Source organism: Janibacter sp. CoH_79_TC_3 (assembly GCF_058197955.1).
The window spans coordinates 155,813-176,364 of the sequence record NZ_JBXWIV010000003.1 but is presented as its reverse complement, the minus strand read 5'-3'; the positions used below and the strand labels follow the sequence as shown (position 1 = coordinate 176,364).

19 protein-coding genes, 1 tRNA gene and 1 other RNA gene are annotated in these 20,552 nt (G+C 41.4%); 4 read left to right on the top strand and 17 right to left on the bottom strand.

Annotated elements, in window-relative coordinates; all coding sequences use genetic code 11:
* Positions 1-76: 76 nt before the first annotated feature.
* The 3 genes from mscL to AC2FA3_RS04790 form a co-directional block, all read right to left on the bottom strand.
* Positions 77-520 (bottom strand): large conductance mechanosensitive channel protein MscL, encoded by a 444-nt coding sequence (mscL, locus tag AC2FA3_RS04800; RefSeq protein WP_490508566.1) that lies wholly within the window; start codon positions 518-520, stop codon positions 77-79.
* Positions 521-794: 274 nt separating this feature from the next.
* Positions 795-2,642, bottom strand: a complete 1,848-nt coding sequence (gene typA / locus AC2FA3_RS04795) for a translational GTPase TypA (RefSeq protein WP_201546241.1) — start codon at positions 2,640-2,642, stop codon at positions 795-797.
* Between the two features lie 351 nt (positions 2,643-2,993).
* Positions 2,994-4,178 carry an OmpA family protein gene (locus tag AC2FA3_RS04790; protein WP_201610259.1) on the bottom strand — a complete coding sequence of 395 codons (1,185 nt, stop codon included), beginning with the start codon at positions 4,176-4,178 and terminating at the stop codon, positions 2,994-2,996.
* Positions 4,179-4,782: 604 nt separating this feature from the next.
* Between AC2FA3_RS04790 and AC2FA3_RS04785 the strand changes: the two genes are divergently transcribed.
* On the top strand, positions 4,783-5,370 hold the full coding sequence (locus tag AC2FA3_RS04785; protein WP_490508565.1) for a pilus assembly FimT family protein: 588 nt from the start codon (positions 4,783-4,785) through the stop codon (positions 5,368-5,370).
* Positions 5,371-5,393: 23 nt separating this feature from the next.
* Here the strand turns inward: AC2FA3_RS04785 and AC2FA3_RS04780 are convergent, their stop codons facing one another.
* From AC2FA3_RS04780 to coaD, 13 genes are all read right to left on the bottom strand, one after another.
* Positions 5,394-6,194, bottom strand: a complete 801-nt coding sequence (locus AC2FA3_RS04780; RefSeq protein ID WP_490508564.1) for a pyridoxine 5'-phosphate synthase — start codon at positions 6,192-6,194, stop codon at positions 5,394-5,396.
* A gap of 65 nt (positions 6,195-6,259) precedes the next feature.
* Entirely contained in the window at positions 6,260-7,027 is a 768-nt protein-coding gene (recO, locus tag AC2FA3_RS04775; RefSeq protein WP_490508563.1) for a DNA repair protein RecO, read from the bottom strand.
* 81 nt (positions 7,028-7,108) lie between these two features.
* Complete coding sequence (era, locus tag AC2FA3_RS04770) at positions 7,109-8,287, bottom strand: GTPase Era (RefSeq protein WP_490508562.1); 1,179 nt, start codon at positions 8,285-8,287, stop codon at positions 7,109-7,111.
* A 202-nt stretch (positions 8,288-8,489) separates the two neighbouring features.
* Positions 8,490-9,287 carry a ribonuclease III gene (gene rnc, locus AC2FA3_RS04765; protein ID WP_183619926.1) on the bottom strand — a complete coding sequence of 266 codons (798 nt, stop codon included), beginning with the start codon at positions 9,285-9,287 and terminating at the stop codon, positions 8,490-8,492.
* A 143-nt stretch (positions 9,288-9,430) separates the two neighbouring features.
* The gene (locus AC2FA3_RS04760; RefSeq protein ID WP_490508561.1) at positions 9,431-9,826 is read right to left on the bottom strand and encodes a DUF4845 domain-containing protein; all 396 of its coding nucleotides are present in this window, start codon (positions 9,824-9,826) and stop codon (positions 9,431-9,433) included.
* A gap of 167 nt (positions 9,827-9,993) precedes the next feature.
* Positions 9,994-10,896 (bottom strand): signal peptidase I, encoded by a 903-nt coding sequence (gene lepB / locus AC2FA3_RS04755; protein WP_490508560.1) that lies wholly within the window; start codon positions 10,894-10,896, stop codon positions 9,994-9,996.
* 104 nt (positions 10,897-11,000) lie between these two features.
* On the bottom strand, positions 11,001-12,797 hold the full coding sequence (gene lepA, locus AC2FA3_RS04750) for a translation elongation factor 4 (RefSeq protein ID WP_201546234.1): 1,797 nt from the start codon (positions 12,795-12,797) through the stop codon (positions 11,001-11,003).
* A 436-nt stretch (positions 12,798-13,233) separates the two neighbouring features.
* Positions 13,234-13,310 (bottom strand) — tRNA-Met (locus AC2FA3_RS04745).
* Positions 13,311-13,444: 134 nt separating this feature from the next.
* An RNA gene (gene rnpB, locus AC2FA3_RS04740) (RNase P RNA component class A) lies at positions 13,445-13,811 on the bottom strand.
* Between the two features lie 86 nt (positions 13,812-13,897).
* On the bottom strand, positions 13,898-14,617 hold the full coding sequence (bioD, locus tag AC2FA3_RS04735; RefSeq protein ID WP_490508559.1) for a dethiobiotin synthase: 720 nt from the start codon (positions 14,615-14,617) through the stop codon (positions 13,898-13,900).
* The gene (bioA, locus tag AC2FA3_RS04730) at positions 14,614-15,951 is read right to left on the bottom strand and encodes an adenosylmethionine--8-amino-7-oxononanoate transaminase (protein ID WP_490508558.1); all 1,338 of its coding nucleotides are present in this window, start codon (positions 15,949-15,951) and stop codon (positions 14,614-14,616) included. The genes bioD and bioA overlap by 4 nt, the downstream gene beginning before the upstream one ends.
* Positions 15,952-15,954: 3 nt before the next feature.
* Positions 15,955-16,203 (bottom strand): YfhL family 4Fe-4S dicluster ferredoxin, encoded by a 249-nt coding sequence (locus AC2FA3_RS04725; RefSeq protein WP_149490624.1) that lies wholly within the window; start codon positions 16,201-16,203, stop codon positions 15,955-15,957.
* 121 nt (positions 16,204-16,324) lie between these two features.
* On the bottom strand, positions 16,325-16,834 hold the full coding sequence (gene coaD, locus AC2FA3_RS04720) for a pantetheine-phosphate adenylyltransferase (protein WP_490508557.1): 510 nt from the start codon (positions 16,832-16,834) through the stop codon (positions 16,325-16,327).
* Between the two features lie 285 nt (positions 16,835-17,119).
* Between coaD and smpB the strand changes: the two genes are divergently transcribed.
* The gene (gene smpB / locus AC2FA3_RS04715) at positions 17,120-17,593 is read left to right on the top strand and encodes an SsrA-binding protein SmpB (RefSeq protein WP_079690859.1); all 474 of its coding nucleotides are present in this window, start codon (positions 17,120-17,122) and stop codon (positions 17,591-17,593) included.
* Positions 17,594-17,713: 120 nt separating this feature from the next.
* Here the strand turns inward: smpB and rarD are convergent, their stop codons facing one another.
* Positions 17,714-18,736 (bottom strand): EamA family transporter RarD, encoded by a 1,023-nt coding sequence (gene rarD / locus AC2FA3_RS04710; RefSeq protein ID WP_490508556.1) that lies wholly within the window; start codon positions 18,734-18,736, stop codon positions 17,714-17,716.
* Between the two features lie 273 nt (positions 18,737-19,009).
* Here rarD and AC2FA3_RS04705 point away from each other — a divergent pair, with 273 nt between their 5' ends.
* Positions 19,010-19,477 carry an Lrp/AsnC family transcriptional regulator gene (locus AC2FA3_RS04705; protein ID WP_490508554.1) on the top strand — a complete coding sequence of 156 codons (468 nt, stop codon included), beginning with the start codon at positions 19,010-19,012 and terminating at the stop codon, positions 19,475-19,477.
* Between the two features lie 140 nt (positions 19,478-19,617).
* Entirely contained in the window at positions 19,618-20,376 is a 759-nt protein-coding gene (locus tag AC2FA3_RS04700; RefSeq protein ID WP_490508553.1) for a YidX family protein, read from the top strand.
* The last annotated feature ends 176 nt before the right edge of the window (positions 20,377-20,552 follow it).

The window sequence follows — 20,552 nt, the reverse complement described above, 5'->3', positions numbered from 1 at the left end:
AAGCTTATCAATCGACAATAAAAAAGGCTAACTTATCGTTAGCCTTTTTTGATTCTGGTAAGCAAATTATATGACTTTATTTCGTCATGTGAGTATTGCTCAGCTTTGCGCTAATCTCACGCAGTAATTGCACCTCTTCTGACGGCTCTGCTACGGCTTCTTCCACCTCATCTTCACGGCGTAATCTATTAACCATTTTGACCATCATAAAGATGATAAACGCCAAAATCAGGAAGTTGATCAACACCGTGATAAAACTACCATAAGCCAACACCGGCACACCTGCTGCCTTGAGTGCATCATAAGTCATCGCAACGCCTTCGGGTGCATCTCCTAGTATAAAAAACATATTTTTAAAGTTAATTTCGCCGCCAGCAATAAAAGCGACGATTGGCATGATAATGTCTTCAACTAAAGAAGTCGTGATAGTCGCAAAAGCGCCACCAATGATGACACCGACTGCTAAGTCCATCACGTTACCTTTTAAAGCAAATTCCTTGAACTCAGATACCATACTCATAATGTCACTCCTTGAAGGTTTTACCTATGGTCAGGTAAATAATTAAATGGTTATTGTTACTTAAGGATAATACAATTTATTCTAAATAGTACAGTTAGATTGATTATCTTTTCTATTATATAAAAAGACAGACACAAAAAAAAGCAATATAAAGTGAACCATATTCAGCTCACTTCATACTGCCAATTATATCTCTCAATGCTAATAAACAATAACCAGCATTGCGTGCTTCTTTAATAATAATATAAATTACGAAGTAATTTACATATCGATATTATGCACCTTTCTTACGACCAAAACGCTTACGCTCACTTTCAGTCAAGTAACGCTTACGCAGACGGATAGATTTTGGTGTTACTTCAACCAGCTCGTCATCTTGAATGAATTCAAGCGCCTGCTCAAGAGTGAACTTAATCGCAGGCGTTAGAGTCAACGCTTCGTCAGTACCACTAGCACGAACGTTGGTCAACTGTTTGGCGGTTGTTGGGTTAACGGCCATATCATCGTTACGTGAGTTTAAACCAACAATCATACCTTCATAAACTTCAAGCTGTGGCTCAGCAAACATCTTGCCGCGCTTTTGTAGGTTAAATAGTGCGAAGCCTAAGCAAACGCCTTTGGTCATAGAAACAAGTACACCATTAGAGCGAGCACCGACATCACCAATTTTTTGTGGACCGTAATGCGAGAAGCTTGACGTTAGGATACCTGTTCCTGAAGTCAATGTTAAAAACTCAGAACGGAAACCAATCAAACCACGAGCTGGCATGGTTGCTTCAATACGCATACGACCTTTACTATCAAGCTCCATGTTAGTCATCTCGCCTTTACGCAAGCCAACCTGTTCCATGATTGAACCTTGATGCTGCTCTTCAATATCAAAGACTACATTTTCATACGGCTCTTGTAGCTTACCATCAACTTCTTTAACAATAACTTCTGGACGCGACACACCAAGCTCATATCCTTCACGGCGCATGTTTTCAATCAATACAGACAGATGTAGCTCACCACGACCTGATACTTTAAATTTATCAGGAGATTCTGTGTCTTCTACACGTAGCGCAACGTTATGAATCAATTCACGCTCAAGACGCTCACGAATGTTGCGTGAAGTAACAAACTTACCTTCACGACCAGCAAATGGAGAGTTATTCACTTGGAAAGTCATAGATACGGTTGGTTCGTCAACCGTTAACGGTGGCAAAGCTTCAACATGATTAGGATCACAGATGGTATCTGAGATATTAAGCGCGTCAACACCAGTAATACAGACAATATCACCTGCTTGTGCATCATCTACTTCAATACGATCAAGACCATGATAACCCATAATCTTCAATATACGACCGTTACGTGTTTCGCCGTCTTTATCGATGACAGTTACTTGCGTATTCGTAGATATGCGACCACGTTGAATACGACCAATACCGATAACACCTACAAAGCTATTATAATCGATACTTGATATTTGCATACGGAACGGAGCATCAGCATCAACCTGTGGTGGCTGTACGACATCAACAATAGTTTTGAACAGTGGTGTCATGTCATCAGCTAAGTTATCAGCTTCTAAACCGGCAATACCATTCAATGCTGAGGCGTAAACAACTGGGAAATCTAATTGCTCATCAGTAGCGCCTAAGTTGTCAAACAAATCAAAAATTTGATCCATTACCCAATCAGGACGTGAACCAGGACGGTCGATTTTGTTAATAACAACAATCGGCTTCAGGCCTTGCTCAAATGCTTTTTGAGTCACGAAACGGGTTTGTGGCATTGGGCCATCAACACCGTCAACGACTAATAGTACACAGTCAACCATTGACATGACACGCTCAACTTCACCGCCAAAATCGGCGTGACCAGGGGTGTCGACAATATTAATACGATACTCAGTGCCATCAGTATCATCTGTCCAGCGGATAGCAGTATTCTTCGCTAAGATGGTAATACCACGCTCTTGCTCAATATCACCTGAATCCATTGCACGCTCAGCAATGTTTGCACGATCGCCAAAAGTACCAGATTGATGTAATAGCTTGTCAACCAAAGTGGTTTTACCGTGGTCAACGTGGGCAATAATTGCAATGTTACGCAGGTGTTTGATATCGTTCGCCATATAAAATGCTCGTTTTGTCTTAAAAAAATGCAGTAGCAGTAAGCGCCGCTGGATAAACTGTTAACATCAACCAGATAGACATGATTGGGTTAGGATTAAATAACTGTACAATACGTACAGCGATTTAATATTAACGAAATCAAATACCTATGCTGATAAATCCATCGTACAGATAGCTATGCTAATGTACACCTTGTCAATTTACAAAGTGTTTGGGTCGCTAGTATAACATTATTGCATCATAAATTTATGCAATAACTTAATTTTCTCACTGCCTAAATAAAAAAAAGCCACCCAAAGGATGACTTTTTTTGTAATTAGTTACTTTATAAGATAATTAGCAGCTATTACTTATTGAACAACCATATCTTTAGTTTGTTCAACAGTCATGGTTTTGTCACCAGTGATGATGGCATATACACGACGGTTCATAGCGCGACCTTCTTCAGTATTGTTATCAGCGATTGGTTGGTCATAACCATAACCAACTGTTGATAGACGGTTTGGAGCAATACCAAATTCGTTAGTCAACATAGATTTCACTGCAACAGCACGGGCTTCAGATAGACGTTGGTTATAACGAGCTGAAGGACCAGTTTTAGAAGCATGACCTTCTACACGTGCTGTAGAGTTAGGATACTCACGCATCTTCTCTGCTACTTTAGCGATTTCTGGTTTGTATTGGTTTTTGATAGCTGATTTATCGTTATCAAAGAATACACGTAGTTCCATTTTTAGCTCATCAGTAATGTCTACTGGTACTGGGCAACCGCGCTCATCAACCACTACGTTCATTGGAGTGCCTGGGCATGCATCGATGCTATCAGGTACGCCATCACCGTCAGAATCAAGGTCAGATTCAACAACAACGATTGGAGCATTATCAACTAATGGCTCTTGCATTGGTGGAACAGCAACAGTAGGAGCTAAGTGACCGCCTAATACGACTTCTAAACCAGCTAAAGCCATACCTTCCCACCAGTTTTGGTCAAAGTTATGAATCGCACGACCTTCACCACGTAGGCTTAATGCATCGTTAATACGATACATAGCACCTAAACCTAGGTTACCGATTGTATCTTTGGTACCTGATACCATATTGCCGCTAGCATCTTCGATTTTAAGTTTAGATTGACCAGCACCAATCAATGCATAAGGTTTAAATGCACTGTCTGTATAGCCACTGAATTCTTCAAAACCGATTAAGAAGTTACCAGAAATCATTTCTTGTTCGGCGTCTGAATCGTATGCTGCACCTCTGTTGCTTATAGCATCAGTATTAGATACACCATACTCTACTTGAAACTGAGTAGAAGGAGTTAGCTCGATACCTAGTGCTGCACCAGTATATAAGCCGTTCTCTACATAGTAGTTTTCTGCAGAATCACCATAGTTTGCTAACAGGTCGCGTTGGTCTTCACCATCTTCTGTCCAATGATAACCAAGTAATAGTGGACTGATAGTAACACCAGCATTTGCTGCTAGTGGAGCCGCTGTAATGGCAAACAATGCCAAAGCAATTTTATTTAATTTCATGAACTTCCTCCAAAGGATAATTTTAGTAATGCGTTAAGCAAAACTGCATCTCAAAATGTCTAAAAACAGACATCTTTTACAAATCTTAAGTTACAAAGCAAAACCAATTAAGGAGTAGCTTAGCGATTATCAACTCAGTTTACAACTTTTTTCGTTAACCAGCTACACATTATTACACGATAATGTCATAACCAAAACACATTAGTCAGCTCAACTTACCGATAACTAACACACTTTACACTTTTTATCTTTTGTATGTTAGGTCGCAATAGATGATGAAACGAATCATACCTATTGTTTGAGCCTATTTTAATACAAATCTATGGTTTTCTCTATTGATAAAACTGCTCATTCACGAATTGAAACATTATTTGACACTAGATATATATTTAGTTTATATTTAATTAGCAAACATTATTTCATTTTTTATTTGAGTACTTGGATTTCTACTAAATTCTATATATAGCCATATAAAGCTAAGAGGTTCGTTACTTTATTAATCCTCATGTTCAACGTTGGTGGTAAAAACTTTGGCAGTGAATTCAGCTCCCTTTATAAGTTTTTTTCTATATCGCCATACCTCTTATATAGGCAACAGTCCATCATGATTGAATTATATAAAGTATTCGCAGATAAACAAAGACATCTTCGACTACATAATGAATATGGCTTTAATTTAGTAGAATTAATCGTTACAGTCGCCGTTTTAGCTATCATAGCAATAATTGCGATCCCTTATATCCTAGAGCAATTAGCTCGTATGGAAGCGAAACGTATTGAGGGACAAATCGAGAGTACTCTAGCGTTAGCTAAAGCTGAAAGTTATATCAGGAGACAAGACTTACTGGTTTGCTTGTCTAATAATGGCGGTATCTGTGATAGAAACAGTTATAAGAAGCTATTATTATTTTTAGACAAGAACAATAATAAGAACTTCGATTTAGGAGTTGATGACCTACTAGAAGAACAGGCCTTAGAGCCTAAATACAGTACCTTGTATTTACGGGTAGGAAATAATCGTCATTATACTAAATTTTGGGGCGATAGCGGTAAACCGCGCGGTCATTTCGGACATTTTAAATACTGTCCAACCTCAACCTACAATCACACCATGTATCAAATATCATTTAGCCAAATCGGTCTCGTTACTTATAAGCCTAACGAAAGCCACCCTACTGACTGCGGGCAATAGAGAACCATGATAAGGTTAAATAATCAAGCACTTTGATGCATAGCATTCTTCATCATGACAACCGCCTGCTCTAATCCGAAAAAAACAGCATCGGCAATAAGGGAATGTCCGATATTTAGCTCATATATCCCGTCAATTTGGGCAATCGCCTTAACATTGTTGCGCGTGAGACCATGACCCGCATTAATTAGAAGGTTCTCATTAGCAAGTTGCGCTATCTGCACTGCCTTCTTAATCCGCATAAGTTCAGCGCTCATCTTATCGACGTTACCGGCTAAGCATGCTTCAGCATAAGCACCTGTATGTAATTCAATCGCATCTGCAGCACAGGTCACCGCTGCAGCAATCTGCTTATCTTCTGGATCAATAAATAAAGAAACTTTAATACCGACTGCTTGTAACTTGCCGATATAATCCGTCAACCAAGATATCTGACCCGCAACGTCAAGACCGCCTTCGGTAGTTAATTCGGCGCGCTTTTCAGGCACTAAGCATACCCAAAATGGTTTAACCTTACGAGCAATCTCAAGCATCTCAGTCGTTGCAGCCATCTCTAGGTTCATTCTTGTGGTCAGCTGCTCACCAATCTCATATACATCGGCATCTTGAATATGGCGACGGTCTTCACGCAAATGAATCGTGATACCATCTGCTCCCGCTTGTTCACATAAAAGAGCCGCTGCCAATGGGCTTGGATAGCTGACACCGCGTGCTTGGCGTAAAGTAGCTACATGGTCAATATTTACCCCTAATAGAGGTTTTTTTAAGCTGCTCTCCAAGTTTTCCGTTAAGTTAGCTGCCTGTACTACCGTTGTGTTAGTCATAAAAAATCCTTTCAATAATATCCAGATTATTTACTGCGTATTACTTTATAAAGCCTTTATAAACCCTAGGATTGATAGCGCTGTTGCTGTTGCCAAAGCAAACGACTTTGTAATGGCTGGTAATCAAGCAGATGATCAATGAGTTGGCGATGCAAACGCGACCAAGTATTGAGAGTAACAGTCGATATGCCTTGCTGTACCATCATTAAAACCTCAGTACCTTTAAAAACAGTTTGTGCTGTCAGATTTTCGCTATCATTGTTATAAATAATCGGTACCAAGCCCACATCAGGTAAGAAGCGATAAGCGCAGTCGGACTCAATAGGCTGATCAAGGCTGTCATGTTTTAGCGTTAAAGCAAAGCCCAATTCATTAAATAGATAGGTCTCAAACTGGCGCAAACACAAACGCAACTCATCAGCAGTTAAAGGCTGCTTAAGCTGCTGTAGACTGTTTTGATAATGTTGCCATAATACCGGCATAGGATCTTCAGTAGCTAATAGCCGCCACAATATCTCATTCAAGTAAAGGGCAGCGTACTGATGTTGTCCGCTGATACTTTCATGATGGAGCGCCTCTGATAAATTAGCGTTCTCATCTTTTTGTTCTAGAAGCGTTTGAATGGCATTTAACGGCGCAATATTAATCTGACTGAATGTTTTTAAATCGCGTTTACCAGTTGCAAAAAGTTGCAGTGGCATAAAGAGCGGCGCGCCTTTTTTGCCAACCCCATGAATCACTCCATGTTGCTGAGAAAATAAATAGTATAAGGCACGTTTTTCTTGGTAAGGACGCTGATGTAATAAATAACCGATTAACGCTTCGTTACGCATTGATTATTACCTCAGCAATGATGATATGAACGCATGGCGATATAAATGCCTGATCACCATGCTATTTCTTTTAAGTCACTATTAATATCCCAAACTGGTTAACGCGCGCTCATCATCAGACCAGCCACGTTTCACTTTCACCCACAGTGTCAACATGATTTTCTTATCAAACAGCTGTTCCATGTCTTTACGTGCATCCATGCCCACTTGTTTGATACGCTGACCTTTATCACCAATAACGATCGCCTTTTGCCCACTGCGTTCGACATAAATGGTCGCATCGATGAAGGTACAAGCCTTACGGGGACGACCAGTTTTTGGATCTATATGCGCGGCCTCGTCTTTAAAGCCATCAATCTGTACGGTTAAATCGTATGGCACTTCATCACCCGCGCTACGCATGATTTTTTCACGAATAATTTCACTGGCTAAAAAGCGCTCTGAGCGATCCGTAATCTGCTCGGTATCATAGATAGGATCAGCGATTGGCAAATGTGAGGCAATCACTTCTTGCAAACGATCTAAGTTTTGATTCTTTAAAGCAGAAACAGGAACAATATCAGCAAAATCGAAACTGTCGTTAAAGGTTTCGATCAATGGCAATACGCTACCTTTATCTTTTAAAGTATCGGCTTTATTAATCACCAATACCACAGTTAAATTGGTATCGCCAAGCTTTTGTAAAACAAGCAAATCATCGTCGCGCCATTGGTCAGAATCAACGACAAACAAGACCAAATCAACATCTACCAAGGCAGAGACGGCCGCTTTATTCATACGCTCATTGATAGCACGTACTTCATTGCGATGAATACCTGGGGTATCGACGAACACCGCTTGCATCTCATCGTTAGATAAAATACCGTGAATACGATGGCGGGTCGTTTGTGGTTTACGCGAAGTGATAGACAACTTTTGACCCAGCAAGTGGTTCATTAAAGTTGATTTACCCACATTCGGGCGACCAACAATGGCCACATAACCCGTTTTAAAACCATCGGCCATATGTACATTATTATTGGGTGAAAAGAACTCTTCGATAGCCGTGTCATTTTCTAGCGCGTTATTCTCTAACGCAGTATCTTCTGTGTTATCAACATTTAGCTTAGCAGCATTTAATCTAGTATTGCCTAATTCAGCGTGGTTTTGTTCAACGTCATTTGCTTCAACATTATTTTGGGTTGAGCTAGTATTGGTGTTTTCGGTCATATTTTTGGCATTATCTTCATTATTTAATGGCAAGTCGTTGTGATTGCTCATGGGTTAATCCTATGGAGGTTGTCATCAGTCATGCCACTTATTAGTCGTTTGAAGGAAAGTGGCATAAATCTGATCATATTAAGAATATTTGGTATTTCGAATAATCGTTTATTGAAACAATCGAAAAATTAGTACTTAGAAAACTGAACATTTCAATAAATGGACTTTAAAAAAGCGCTGTAAAATACGTTTGAAAAATGAGCTATGAGCGTTTTTTAGGCTGACCTGGCAATTTATGCAATTGGTTAATCATTAGCTCTGCCGCTTTTTGCTCAGCGATACGGCGGCTTTCACCCGACTCGGTAATGTCAGGACAGTTGTTAATATTTACCTGACAGCGCACCACAAAAATTTGATGCGGGGCGTTGCCACGGGTTTCCATCAGCTCATAATGCGGCAAATCAAACTGCTTAGATTGCAACCATTCTTGTAAGCGGCTTTTGGCGTCTTTTAGCGCTTTTTGATCATTCACATTATCAATAAGGTCGCCGTACCAAGAAAGCACGCAGTCACGGGTGATATCCATGTCTTGGCTGTCTAGATAAATCGCCCCAATCAATGACTCTACGGCATCCGCTAAGATAGAAGCACGATTGCGCCCGCCACCTTTACGCTCACCAACGCCCAATATCAATTGGTTAGAAAGCTCTAGGTTTTGCGCAATAATAACCAGTGATTCTTGGCGGACTAAAGTTGCGCGCATCCGGGTCAAACGACCTTCGTTTTGCGTCGGATAACGATGATATAAAGCTTCACCGACTATCATACCTAGTAGCGCATCGCCCAAAAACTCTAAACGTTCATAGTTTTTCTTACTATCAAACGAGCGATGGGTGAGCGCCAACTTAGGCAAACTCAAATCATTAAACACATAACCCAACTTGCGCGTCAATATCGCTAAGCGTTGAATAAATTCTGAGCTAATAATAAGCGTGTCATCAGACATGCTACTTTTTTGGTGATTAGGAACCGCCTGAGGATACTGCGAAGTTGGTTTCATGCGTGGCTTGTGATTATCCCTTTTGTTGCATTTTTTTGCATTAATGAATATGGCTAACTTTTGGTGCGTTAGAATCTTTTAAATTTCTTAAAAAAGTAAATATCAATCATGAATATTCACTTTTCTATAATGTAGAGTACAGATTATTCGGCAGTAGTTGCATCAATATCGCCTTCGAAGCGATTAACGATATCGATATTACCAAAAAGATTATTGGTTACTGTATATTCCTTATGAATAGCAAGCTGACCTGTTTTTTTATCAGTAAAGGTAAAAACCTCTTCTGCTTTAGTATCATAATCAGCATTAATAGAAAGCTGCTTATTGACACGTTCAACAAACTGTTTAGCCGTTTCTTTATTAGCATTGGATTCTTTAAGCTGCGCACTTAACGTTTTAGTCAGCTGATAATCACCAATCTGCGCCGGTACGATAGCGACGATCAATTTAGCAGCCATACCCAAAACGATAATGATAAAAACGATACTAGTTACACTAGCACCGCGCTGCGAAGACAAACCAGATAATTGTTGCACCATAATACCTCTCAAAGGGTAATTTGCTTAAGTTGCTATAGGTAAACCGCCATACTATTAATATCATTGTTTAAAAATTGATATTAATAAGTCATTCAGCTGTTTATTAGATAGCCATAATATTAGCACAAACTATTATCGGTAAATCAATCTTTAGCGCAGCGATGATATCAATCAATACTGCCATTACGTTTAAAGGTTGGTAAATTAAGACCAGGCGGCTTATGCATCCAAATATAGACCGCTTTACCGGCTAAATTGTCATCAGGAACGAAGCCCCAAAAACGCCCATCAGCACTGCGATCGCGGTTATCACCCATCACAAAGTAGTGACCTTCTGGGACACTGATACGCCATTCTGTTCCTTCAGAGCTGACCACTTCTGGTGACTCTTGCTGTAAAAATGGCGCATATTGCGAACTATTCATATTAGGTAAGTAGCGCACCAAGTGTTTGTTGTCGCCTTGAGTCTCTTCGAAATACTGAGCCGCATTTTCTTCTTGTTGACCCATTTGTATAGCATTGTCTTCAGTCAAGACTTGCCCTGGTGCAACTTGTCCTGCTGGATATAACTGTGAGGTCAGTTCAGCATCGGCGTCAAAATTTACTGCTTTGGTAGGAACTGGTTTGTCATTAATCGCGAGCGTACCTTTGTTATAACTAACGCTATCACCCGGTAGACCAATGACGCGCTTGATATAATAAATACTTGGGTTTTCAGGGTAGCGAAAAACCACCACATCGCCATGTTCAGGCGCGCCTGTATCAAGTACTTTATTGTAAGTGAGCGGCAGACGCACACCGTAAGCGTATTTATTGACCGCGATAAAATCACCGGTATATAAAGTCGGCACCATAGATGATGAGGGAATATTAAACGGCTCAATCAAGAACGAGCGCACAATTAATACTACCGCCAACACTGGGAAAAAGTCATACGCCCAGCGCACCAACAAACTCTCTTTACCGCGACCACGAGTTTTACGTTGTTTCAGCGTTAGCTTATCTAATAGCCAAATAATACCTAAACCAATGGTTAAGGGTACTAGAATCAAATTAAAATCAAAATCCATACTTATTTGCCTATTAGCGAGCTACTTATCTGCCAGTCTTTATTAATAAATGAGCTATTAAAAAAGATATTAAGACAGATGACGTTTGATAATTTATCGGTGATTTATTCAACTTGCAAAACGGCTAAGAAAGCTTCTTGTGGAATTTCCACATTACCGACTTGCTTCATACGTTTTTTACCGGCTTTCTGTTTTGAGAGCAGCTTTTTCTTACGCGAAACGTCACCGCCATAACACTTGGCTAGTACATCTTTACGCATGGCTTTCACCGTACTGCGGCCGATAATCTGGCTACCAATCGCGGCCTGAATCGCTACATCAAACATCTGACGCGGAATCAGCTCTTTCATTTTACCAACCAATGCATTACCACGATAGCGCGCTTGGTCTTGATGCACAATCATGGCTAACGCATCGACTTTCTCGCCATTAATCAGTACATCAACTTTGACCAATTTGTCTACTTGATAACGCTCAAAATTGTAATCCAGCGACGCAAATCCGCGCGATACGGACTTTAGACGGTCAAAGAAGTCCATGACCACCTCGCCCATCGGAATATCAAAAATCAGCTGCACTTGACGACCCATAAAGCGCATATCGACTTGGACTCCGCGGCGCTCGATGCAAAGTGTCATCACGTTACCCAAGTAATCTTGCGGTACTAAAATCTGACAGCGCGCAATCGGCTCACGGAACTCTTCGATATTATTTGGCTCAGGCAATCTTGATGGATTATCAACATAAATGACTTCGCCGTTCTTCTTTTCAATCTCATAGATAACCGATGGCGCAGTGGTGATTAAATCCAAGTCATATTCGCGCTCTAAGCGCTCTTGGATAATCTCCATGTGCAGCATACCTAAGAAGCCGCAGCGGAAACCAAAGCCAAGCGCATCGGAGGTATCAGGCTCAAAGAATAATGAGGCATCGTTGATCTGTAGTTTTTGCAGCGCTTCACGGAATTTTTCAAAATCGGTAGAGTCAACTGGGAACATGCCCGAATAAACTTGCGGGGTAATCTGTTTAAAACCGGGAATGCGATCAACGTCAGGGGTCTTGGAATGGGTAATTGTATCACCCACGGGAGCGCCTGCGATGTCTTTGATACCAGCAATGATAAAGCCAACTTCACCGGCTTCTAAAATCCCCGTATCTAGAGGCTTCGGCGTAAAGACACCAATCGAGCTGACCAAATGCGCTTCCTTGGTCGATAAGATATAAATTTTATCGCCTTTTTTGACCGTTCCTTCACGCACACGTACGAGCGAGACCACGCCTAAATAACTGTCAAACCATGAGTCGATAATCAATGCTTGTAGCGGCGCCTCACGATCGCCAGTTGGCGCAGGAATAAACTCGACCAAGGCTTCTAGCAGCTTATCGACGCCAAGACCAGATTTGGCTGATACACGTGGTGCATCAACGGCATCAATGCCAATGATGTCTTCAATTTCTTGAATCACACGCTCAGGCTCAACTTGTGGCAAGTCAATCTTATTTAAGACTGCCATCACCTCCAAGCCTTGATCTACTGCGGTATAGCAGTTGGCAACCGATTGCGCTTCTACGCCTTGCGCAGCATCAACGACCAATAGCGCGCCTTCACAAGCCGCTAGTGAGCGTGATACTTCGTAGGAGAAATCAACGTGACCAGGGGTATCAATAAAGTTGAGCTGATAACGCTCACCGTTAGGATGGTCGTAAAACAAGGTCACGGACTGGGCTTTAATAGTGATGCCGCGCTCACGCTCAATGTCCATAGAATCGAGGACCTGCGCCTGCATTTCACGATCTTGCAGCGCACCGCACATCTGAATAAAACGATCGGCAAGGGTCGACTTGCCATGATCAATGTGGGCAATAATAGAAAAGTTACGAATATTGGCTAATGCAGTCACAAAGCGCCTACTAAATAATGGAGGATTGAATAACGAAAATAAATGCTGTTAGATAGAATCAATAAAATACTTACTCATATTACGGTATCAGCCAATACGCCAATACTATCGTAATGAGTAAGTAAACTATCATATCTAAGGCAAAAGCTCATGGCGCTTGCTTATCACTACTGATTAACTCAATTGGTTAGTGATTAATACGCGCAGGCATGTGAGGGTATTCTAGCAGTTTTCCACTGTAAAGTAAGGCGATTTTATTAGCAAGATGTTGCGTGATACATGACGGCAATCAGCGGCTATTAAAATACAAAAAACTTTGCTCACTGAGAAGCTAGATAAAGCCGCTGAGCTAGACGCTACTTGGCAAAAATCAGGCAAAAAAAATGCCAATCACAGAATGATTGGCATTTTTTAATACTGCTAGTCTTACTATAAATGGTGGCGATGAAGAGACTTGAACTCTTGACCTCACGATTATGAGTCATGCGCTCTAACCAGCTGAGCTACATCGCCATTTAAGGCTCGGTATGATACCGATAGAGATGACTATCGTCAACCCCTAATTATCGTTTATTTGCAAAAAATAGGAATTTTATTCAAATTAATAGCAAATATGCATAATACTAACGATAAAAACGAACAATAAAAAAGTTGGTAGACCGATAAGCCGGGTTCTGTCGTGGACGATCATTCCTCTAGGCGTATCATCGCTGATACGCTCAAGCAACCTACCCGCATCGAACGCGGGCCGCGCCATGCCGATGCCTATTTGGTCTTGCTACGCGTGGAGTTTACCATGCCGTGAACTGTTGCCAGCCACGCGGTGCGCTCTTACCGCACCCTTTCACCCTTACCAATAATGTCTTGCGACACCAAAGGCGGTCTCCTCTCTGCTGCACTGGTCGTCAAGTTACCCTGCCCAGCCGTTAGCTGGCACGCTGCCCTATGTAGCCCGGACTTTCCTCCCCTGCTCATCTGTTGCCAGTGTGCAGCGGCGATCGCCTAGTCTACCAAGCGCGCTATTATAGCAAAACTAAAGGCTGCGTGGGAATGTCTTTTGTGCTTATTTTCATTTTCTACCAAATGATTTCAATCATGATCTAAATAAAGTTCAGCGGCAATATTAAATCATTGTCATTTTTCTGGTCTTTATCTTGGCATGGCAGCTGTAACCAATTGGCATTTGGATAGTTTTGCGCCAGATAGTTTTTTAAATAATCAATGCTGCTATTAGCAATCTCAGTATCGGTATTATCAGCAGTATCATGAATATGATTATAAATCACGCTATGCATCGTTAAACCGCGCGCTCGGATTGCTTCCAAGCTAAGCAAGGTATGATTAATGCTACCAAGCCGACCTGATGTGACTAAAATGACCGGATAACCTTGAGTCACAATATAATCTAAGGTCAATAGCTGCTCGGTTATGGGCACCAGCAATCCACCTGCGCCTTCTAATAGCACCACATCGTAGTTTGCTTGCAATTGCTGCGTAGATTTGGTGATTGTTTCAGGGTCTAAAACGGTGTTGGCAAGTTTCGCTGCCAAATGCGGCGACGCGGGTTTCTCATAGCGATAAGGGCAAGTAGTGTTATCAGTATCACAAGGCTGCATCCCCATCCCCATCAACTGACGATGAGTGACAATATCATCGGCAATATTCATTTCACCGTTATCTGGATTTATTGCGACACCAGTCTGCACCAATTTTTGGGTAATGACATTAACACCTTGTTGCATCAGGGCTTTTGCCATTATGCCAGTGGCATAGGTTTTGCCAATATCGGTATCAATACCAGAGATGAATAAAACGCTCATAGTAAAGCTCTGTTGGTCGTAGAAATTTGATCCAAGTACGAAGTGACGACGGTTATTAGCGCCTGACATAACGTCACCAACTCATTATCAGTAATGACATAAGGTGGCATAATATAGACCAATTTACCAAACGGTCGCACCCAAATGCCATTGTCAATTAATAATGATTGGAAAACCGGCATATCAACGGCTGCCTCTAATTCAATGACGGCCACTGCGCCTAAACAACGTACCTCTTTAACGCCAGCTAACGTCGCTGCAGGCGCAAGCTGTTGTTCCATCACGGCTTGCATATTTGCTGTGCGGACTTCGATATCGTAGGACAGAATTAAATCAATCGAGGCACAAGCAACGGCACATGCTAGCGGATTGCCCATGAAGGTTGGACCATGCATCAATGCCGGATAATTACTTTGGCTAATGGTATCAGCAATCGTACGCGTACATAATGTCGCTGCAAAAGTCATATAGCCGCCCGTCAGCGCCTTTCCAATGGTCATGATATCAGGGCTAATATTGGCATGTTGACAAGCAAATAACTTGCCACTACGCCCAAAACCAGTAGCGATTTCATCCGCAATGAGCAGCACGTCATGCTCATCACACAATTGGCGCAACAGTCGTAGATATTCCGGACTATAAAAGCGCATCCCACCTGCGCCTTGAATAATCGGCTCAATGATAAATCCGGCAAGCTGATGGCTATGTTTAGCAAAAAATGCGGTTAATTCATCACACGTAGTTTGAGTTAGCTGACGCTCAAATCCTAACGGCGGTGCAGGCACAAAATGCTGCAAAGGTAATTGCTTACCATAAAGGCTATGCATGCCAGCAAGCGGATCGCAAACACTCATCGCGTGCCAGGTATCGCCATAATAACCAGAATGCGTTGAGGCAAACTGACATTTTTGCGGACGCTTAGCGGCAATTTGATATTGCAGTGCCATTTTTAGTGCCACTTCTACCGCGATACTGCCACTGTCAGCATAAAATATCGCATCGAGTCCAGCAGGTACAATAGCTAGCAGCTTTTTGCCTAAATTTATCGCTGGCTGATGGGTCAAACCACCAAACATCACATGGGCCATCTTACCCAACTGTTCTATCATCGCCGCATTGAGCACTGGATGATTATAGCCATGCACACTCGCCCACCATGACGACATACCGTCAATCAGGCGCGTGCCATCTTCAGTAAATATATAAATACCTTCGGCATGGTCAATCACGATATTTGGATAGGTGGGCGGCAAACTGGCATAAGGATGCCAAAGGTGCTGCTGGTCGAAGTCGTTTGTTGAGGAATTACTCGTTGAGAGGTTGGATATTGTCATGTTTTATTGACCAGTGATACGCTTATATTTTGACATCAAATCACTTTGGGTTTCGACGTGGTTTGGGTCATGCGGAATACAGTCGACAGGACAGATGACCACGCATTGTGGCTCATCGAAATGACCGACGCATTCGGTACATAAATCAGGGTCGATGACATAAATATCGTCGCCTTCTGAGATGGCTTCATTGGGACAAGCAGGCTCGCACACATCACAATTGATGCATTCGTCGGTAATTAATAACGCCATAAACTGCTCCTTATTTGCTAGCAGTTGATAATAAATGAGTACGTCTGTTGTTTATTATTCCACTTAATATTGAACAATCAGCCTATATTTAAAGCTTAACTTACTAATCGTTTAACTAAATTTAGCGACTGAGTTTTTGTATAAAGGCTTCTGAGACGCACGGTGGCACAAACTTGGTCACATCACCGCCAAGTTTGGCAATCTCACGAATCATCGTCGATGAGATAAACGAGTAATTTTGTGACGGGGTTAAAAATACCGCTTCAAAGTTTTCATCAAGCTCGCGGTTCATATTGGCAAGCTGAAATTCGTATTCAAAGTCTGACATGGCACGCAAACCACGCAAGACTGCGGTGGCGTTTTTTTCGCGCATAAAGTCAACTAGCAAACCTTCAAAGCCAATCACCGACACTTGCGGTAAATCAGCAAATACCGTTTCGACCAAGGCAACACGCTCCTCGAAGTCGAACAATGGCTTTTTATGATGACCTGAGGCGACAGCAATGACCACCTCATCGAACAGTTTCGTTGCGCGTTTAACCAAGTCTACATGACCATTGGTAATGGGATCAAAGGTACCCGGGTATAAAATTTTAGTATGCAATTTTGAAGAAGTAGCAGAAGGGCTCATAACAGGGCTAATATGGTTAATGATAATGACTCATATGCTAGCAAATTTTACTCGAACTTAATACTTATCTGCTACATTTGTCCTAACAGCCGATTTACCTTTTCGCTGTGTGCTTTGCTACAATAGTCGGTTCGACTCATCCCTTTTGCCATGCTTGATTTGCCATGCTTGATATGACAAACCAGCATGACAAAAAACTCTCTATATTTGAGGGTTAGGATGAGGAACAGTTAGACTGGGACAGTTTATACAAACAATGTATATTGCAGTCCTTATGGAGAAATTATGTCAAAAAAATCAAAAAAACCGGAAAATCAAATCTGTGCCAATAAAAAAGCTCGTCACGAGTATTTTATTGAAGAGACGTTTGAGGCAGGTCTATCGTTACAAGGTTGGGAAGTTAAGGCTATTCGTGCCGGAAAAATGACCATTACCGAAGCGTATATTATTTTTCGTAATAATGAGGCGTTTATTTTTGGCGCGCATATTCAGCCACTGCTCTCAAGCTCAACCCATGTCAGTCCTGATAGCATTCGTACGCGTAAGCTGCTGCTCAATCGCCGAGAAATCGAAAAACTCATGGGCGCGGTCAATCAAAAAGGCTATGCTTGCGTGCCGTTATCTTGCTATTGGAAAAACTCTTTGGTGAAATGCCAAATTGCTTTAGCGCTAGGCAAAAAACAGCATGATAAACGTAAAACCCTTAAAGACCGCGACTGGGAACGTGATAAGCAGCGCGGCTTTAAAAATGCCGACTAAATTGATTGGTTTAAGACTACGGTTTTAAATTAATTATTTTTAGCGCGATAAAAAAGGACGATGCAACTTATGCTGCATCGTCCTTTTTTTATTTGCATCACTTGTTGTTTGTATAAAGTACTAAGCTGCGTGAAAAATTTTTGTCATTTTCGAGTGTTTATGAGCGCGGCGCAATTGACGGATACCATGCGCAATTAAGCAAGCAATCCCGAGCCAAATCAAGCCATAGCTATAAATCATCGCGGATTCAAAAGGATTGCCCAATACGGTGATTGCCAATATAAATAATAACGCCGGCTCTATATAACTCATCATACCGTAAACATTTACTGGCAGCATCTGACTGGCGTCGACGTTGGTTTTCATGGCCAATACACTTAAGATACCCAAACCTATTAGCATCATGATAAAAAATCCTGAACCACTAACCAAGCTTAAACTACTCGGTGCAAACAAAAATAAATACGCCAAAGCAAACGGTGCAAAGATGGTCAAATCGACCAACAAACCTGTAATCGCGCCAATACCTTGTAGGCGGCGTAAAATGTAGTAAATAGGATAAGTCCCACAGACCCACAATGTCGCCCAAGAGACACTTTGTGTACGCACAATCTCACTACCTACCCCAACAGCAGCAAAAGCAACGGCTAACCACTGTAAGCGGCTTAATTTCTCACCAAATAATACACAGCCAAATACCACCATCATCAGTGGAAACAGAAAATAACCCATTGCCGTTTGTACGCCTTGGCCATTCACTGGTGCCCACATAAACAGCCAAAACTGACTGATAAATATCGGGGTCGGCAGCAGCAACCAAGCCCACTGCTTGACCGTTTTCAATGCTTTTAACTCACCAATATGTAACCCCAAACGTCCGCTGATAAGCAAATACCCTATCAATGCTGCCCACATTGCTAGCATGCGCCAGATAAATACCTGCGTACCTGATAACGGTGCTAAAAAACTGCTATAGGCGTAAAGCACACCAAATAAGAGGTTTGATAATACTGCAAAACCCACACCCATGATTAGTATACGTTGCTGCGCGCTACCCGCCGTCCATACCGCAGGCAATGACAAACGCGAAACCGCACTTGCTAGCGTACTAGCAAAAACTTGAGATAGGGTTGAGTTGGACATGATAAGCACCGTAAATATAAATAGAGGTTAGAAGCGTTAGCGATTATTTTTATTTTTGCTAACTCAATTATTAACAAGCTTTGATTAATAGCCTCTATTTTACTAAGGTCTTATGAGATATTATTTCTATATAAGAGTTTCTTTGAATAAATTTATCTAAATTTCTATCAAGGAGTAATTTTTTTCTTATATTTAGAGTTATAACGGTAATACTTATAATCGAATCTTAGAGTAAAATCTTAAGTGACTACGTTTTTTTAGGAATGAGATATTGTGAGCCACCTTTTAGATGATACCGATAAAGCCATTTTAAATTTGCTACAGGACGATGCGAGCTTACCATTAAAGACCGTAGCAGAACGCGTGCACGTCTCTATCGCTACTGCCCAACGGCGCATTCAGGCATTAATAGATAACGGAATAATCACCAAACAAGTCGCTATCGTCGACCCAAATAAGGTCGGTTACGGGCTCACGGCGGTGGTAATGATAGAAATGTCGCGCTCAAATACCTCGATGCAGCATCGATTTGAGCGCTTAATGCATGAGCAACCGCGAGTAATGAGCTGCTATGAAGTGTCAGGAGATGCCGATTTTATGCTCATGGTCAATGCGAAAAACATGAATGACTATCATGAATTTACCCGTAATTTACTGATCTATGAGAACAATGTGCGCAGCTTTAAAAGCCAGTTTGTGATGAACTTTACCAAGAGCGGCACCAAGATTTTGCTTGATTAAAGATAGCTACAAAGCCCATTCAATTTTTATCATCAATATGAGTGGATAAGTGCTCTGTAAAAAAGGTACGATAGCAACGAAAGCCTGTCATTAAATGACAGATAAACCATCAACCGTATAGCAGACAAGGAAGCCTGATTATGAGTAAAAAAATACAGCCTATCGACACAAATAAGAATACTCAGACCCTATCAAAGTTATTAAATCCAAAAATTTTATTAACAGGTGCATCACTTGCGGCATTGATTGCCAGCTCAGGCTGCGCAACTACCTCTTTATTAGAAGGTGATAATCACGTCAGCACCACGACTAGCAAGCAAATCTTATCTGAAGACCAAATTGTCGCCTTTGGTCGTCCTGCCCAAGCATTGCCAAAAACGCCCAACGCGACCATGGTTATCGTCGGTGAAAAGAACAGCTATGTATTGACCCAAGGCGGGACGGAAATGATTGCCTTATTAAGCAATCTGACGCCAAAGAACATCCACGTCGATAATGACATGAGTTTTTCTGTGCCCAATAACGATGGCTATTTTCAGGGTGAAATGAAGCTGTCTTACGCCAAATTAAAAGATGAATTCCAACGCTCTGACTATCAGTTCTTTTTGCAAAATAATGGCCGTGATTGTACTTCATCCAGCGACCTGCGTATCAACGCTCAGCGCTTTTGCTTTAGCGTTCCTGTCAAAGGTGCTATCTATCCACAAGTCAGTAATTTAAGCGTAATTCAATCTAATTACCGCGCTTTGAGCAAACCTTATATGGTCAGCTTTTACACCCAAAACCAGCAACAGCAAGTGTCTCGTAATGGTGCCAATACTGCTCAAAAGCTGGTGTTACTGCCTTTTGCCTTAGCCTTTGATGTTATTACCTTTCCCTTCCAACTATTAGAACAATAATTTCTGCTATTAATAACGGAATCAATAAAGAAGGATTTTTTTAACGTTTAACAATCCTTCTTTTATATAGATTACCTTACGCTATCAATAACTTATCGTTAATCCTTTATCAGCGTTTATCACATCCTGAGCGTAATTCATGTTAAAATGAGCGCTTTTAAATAAGCCGTTGTTAA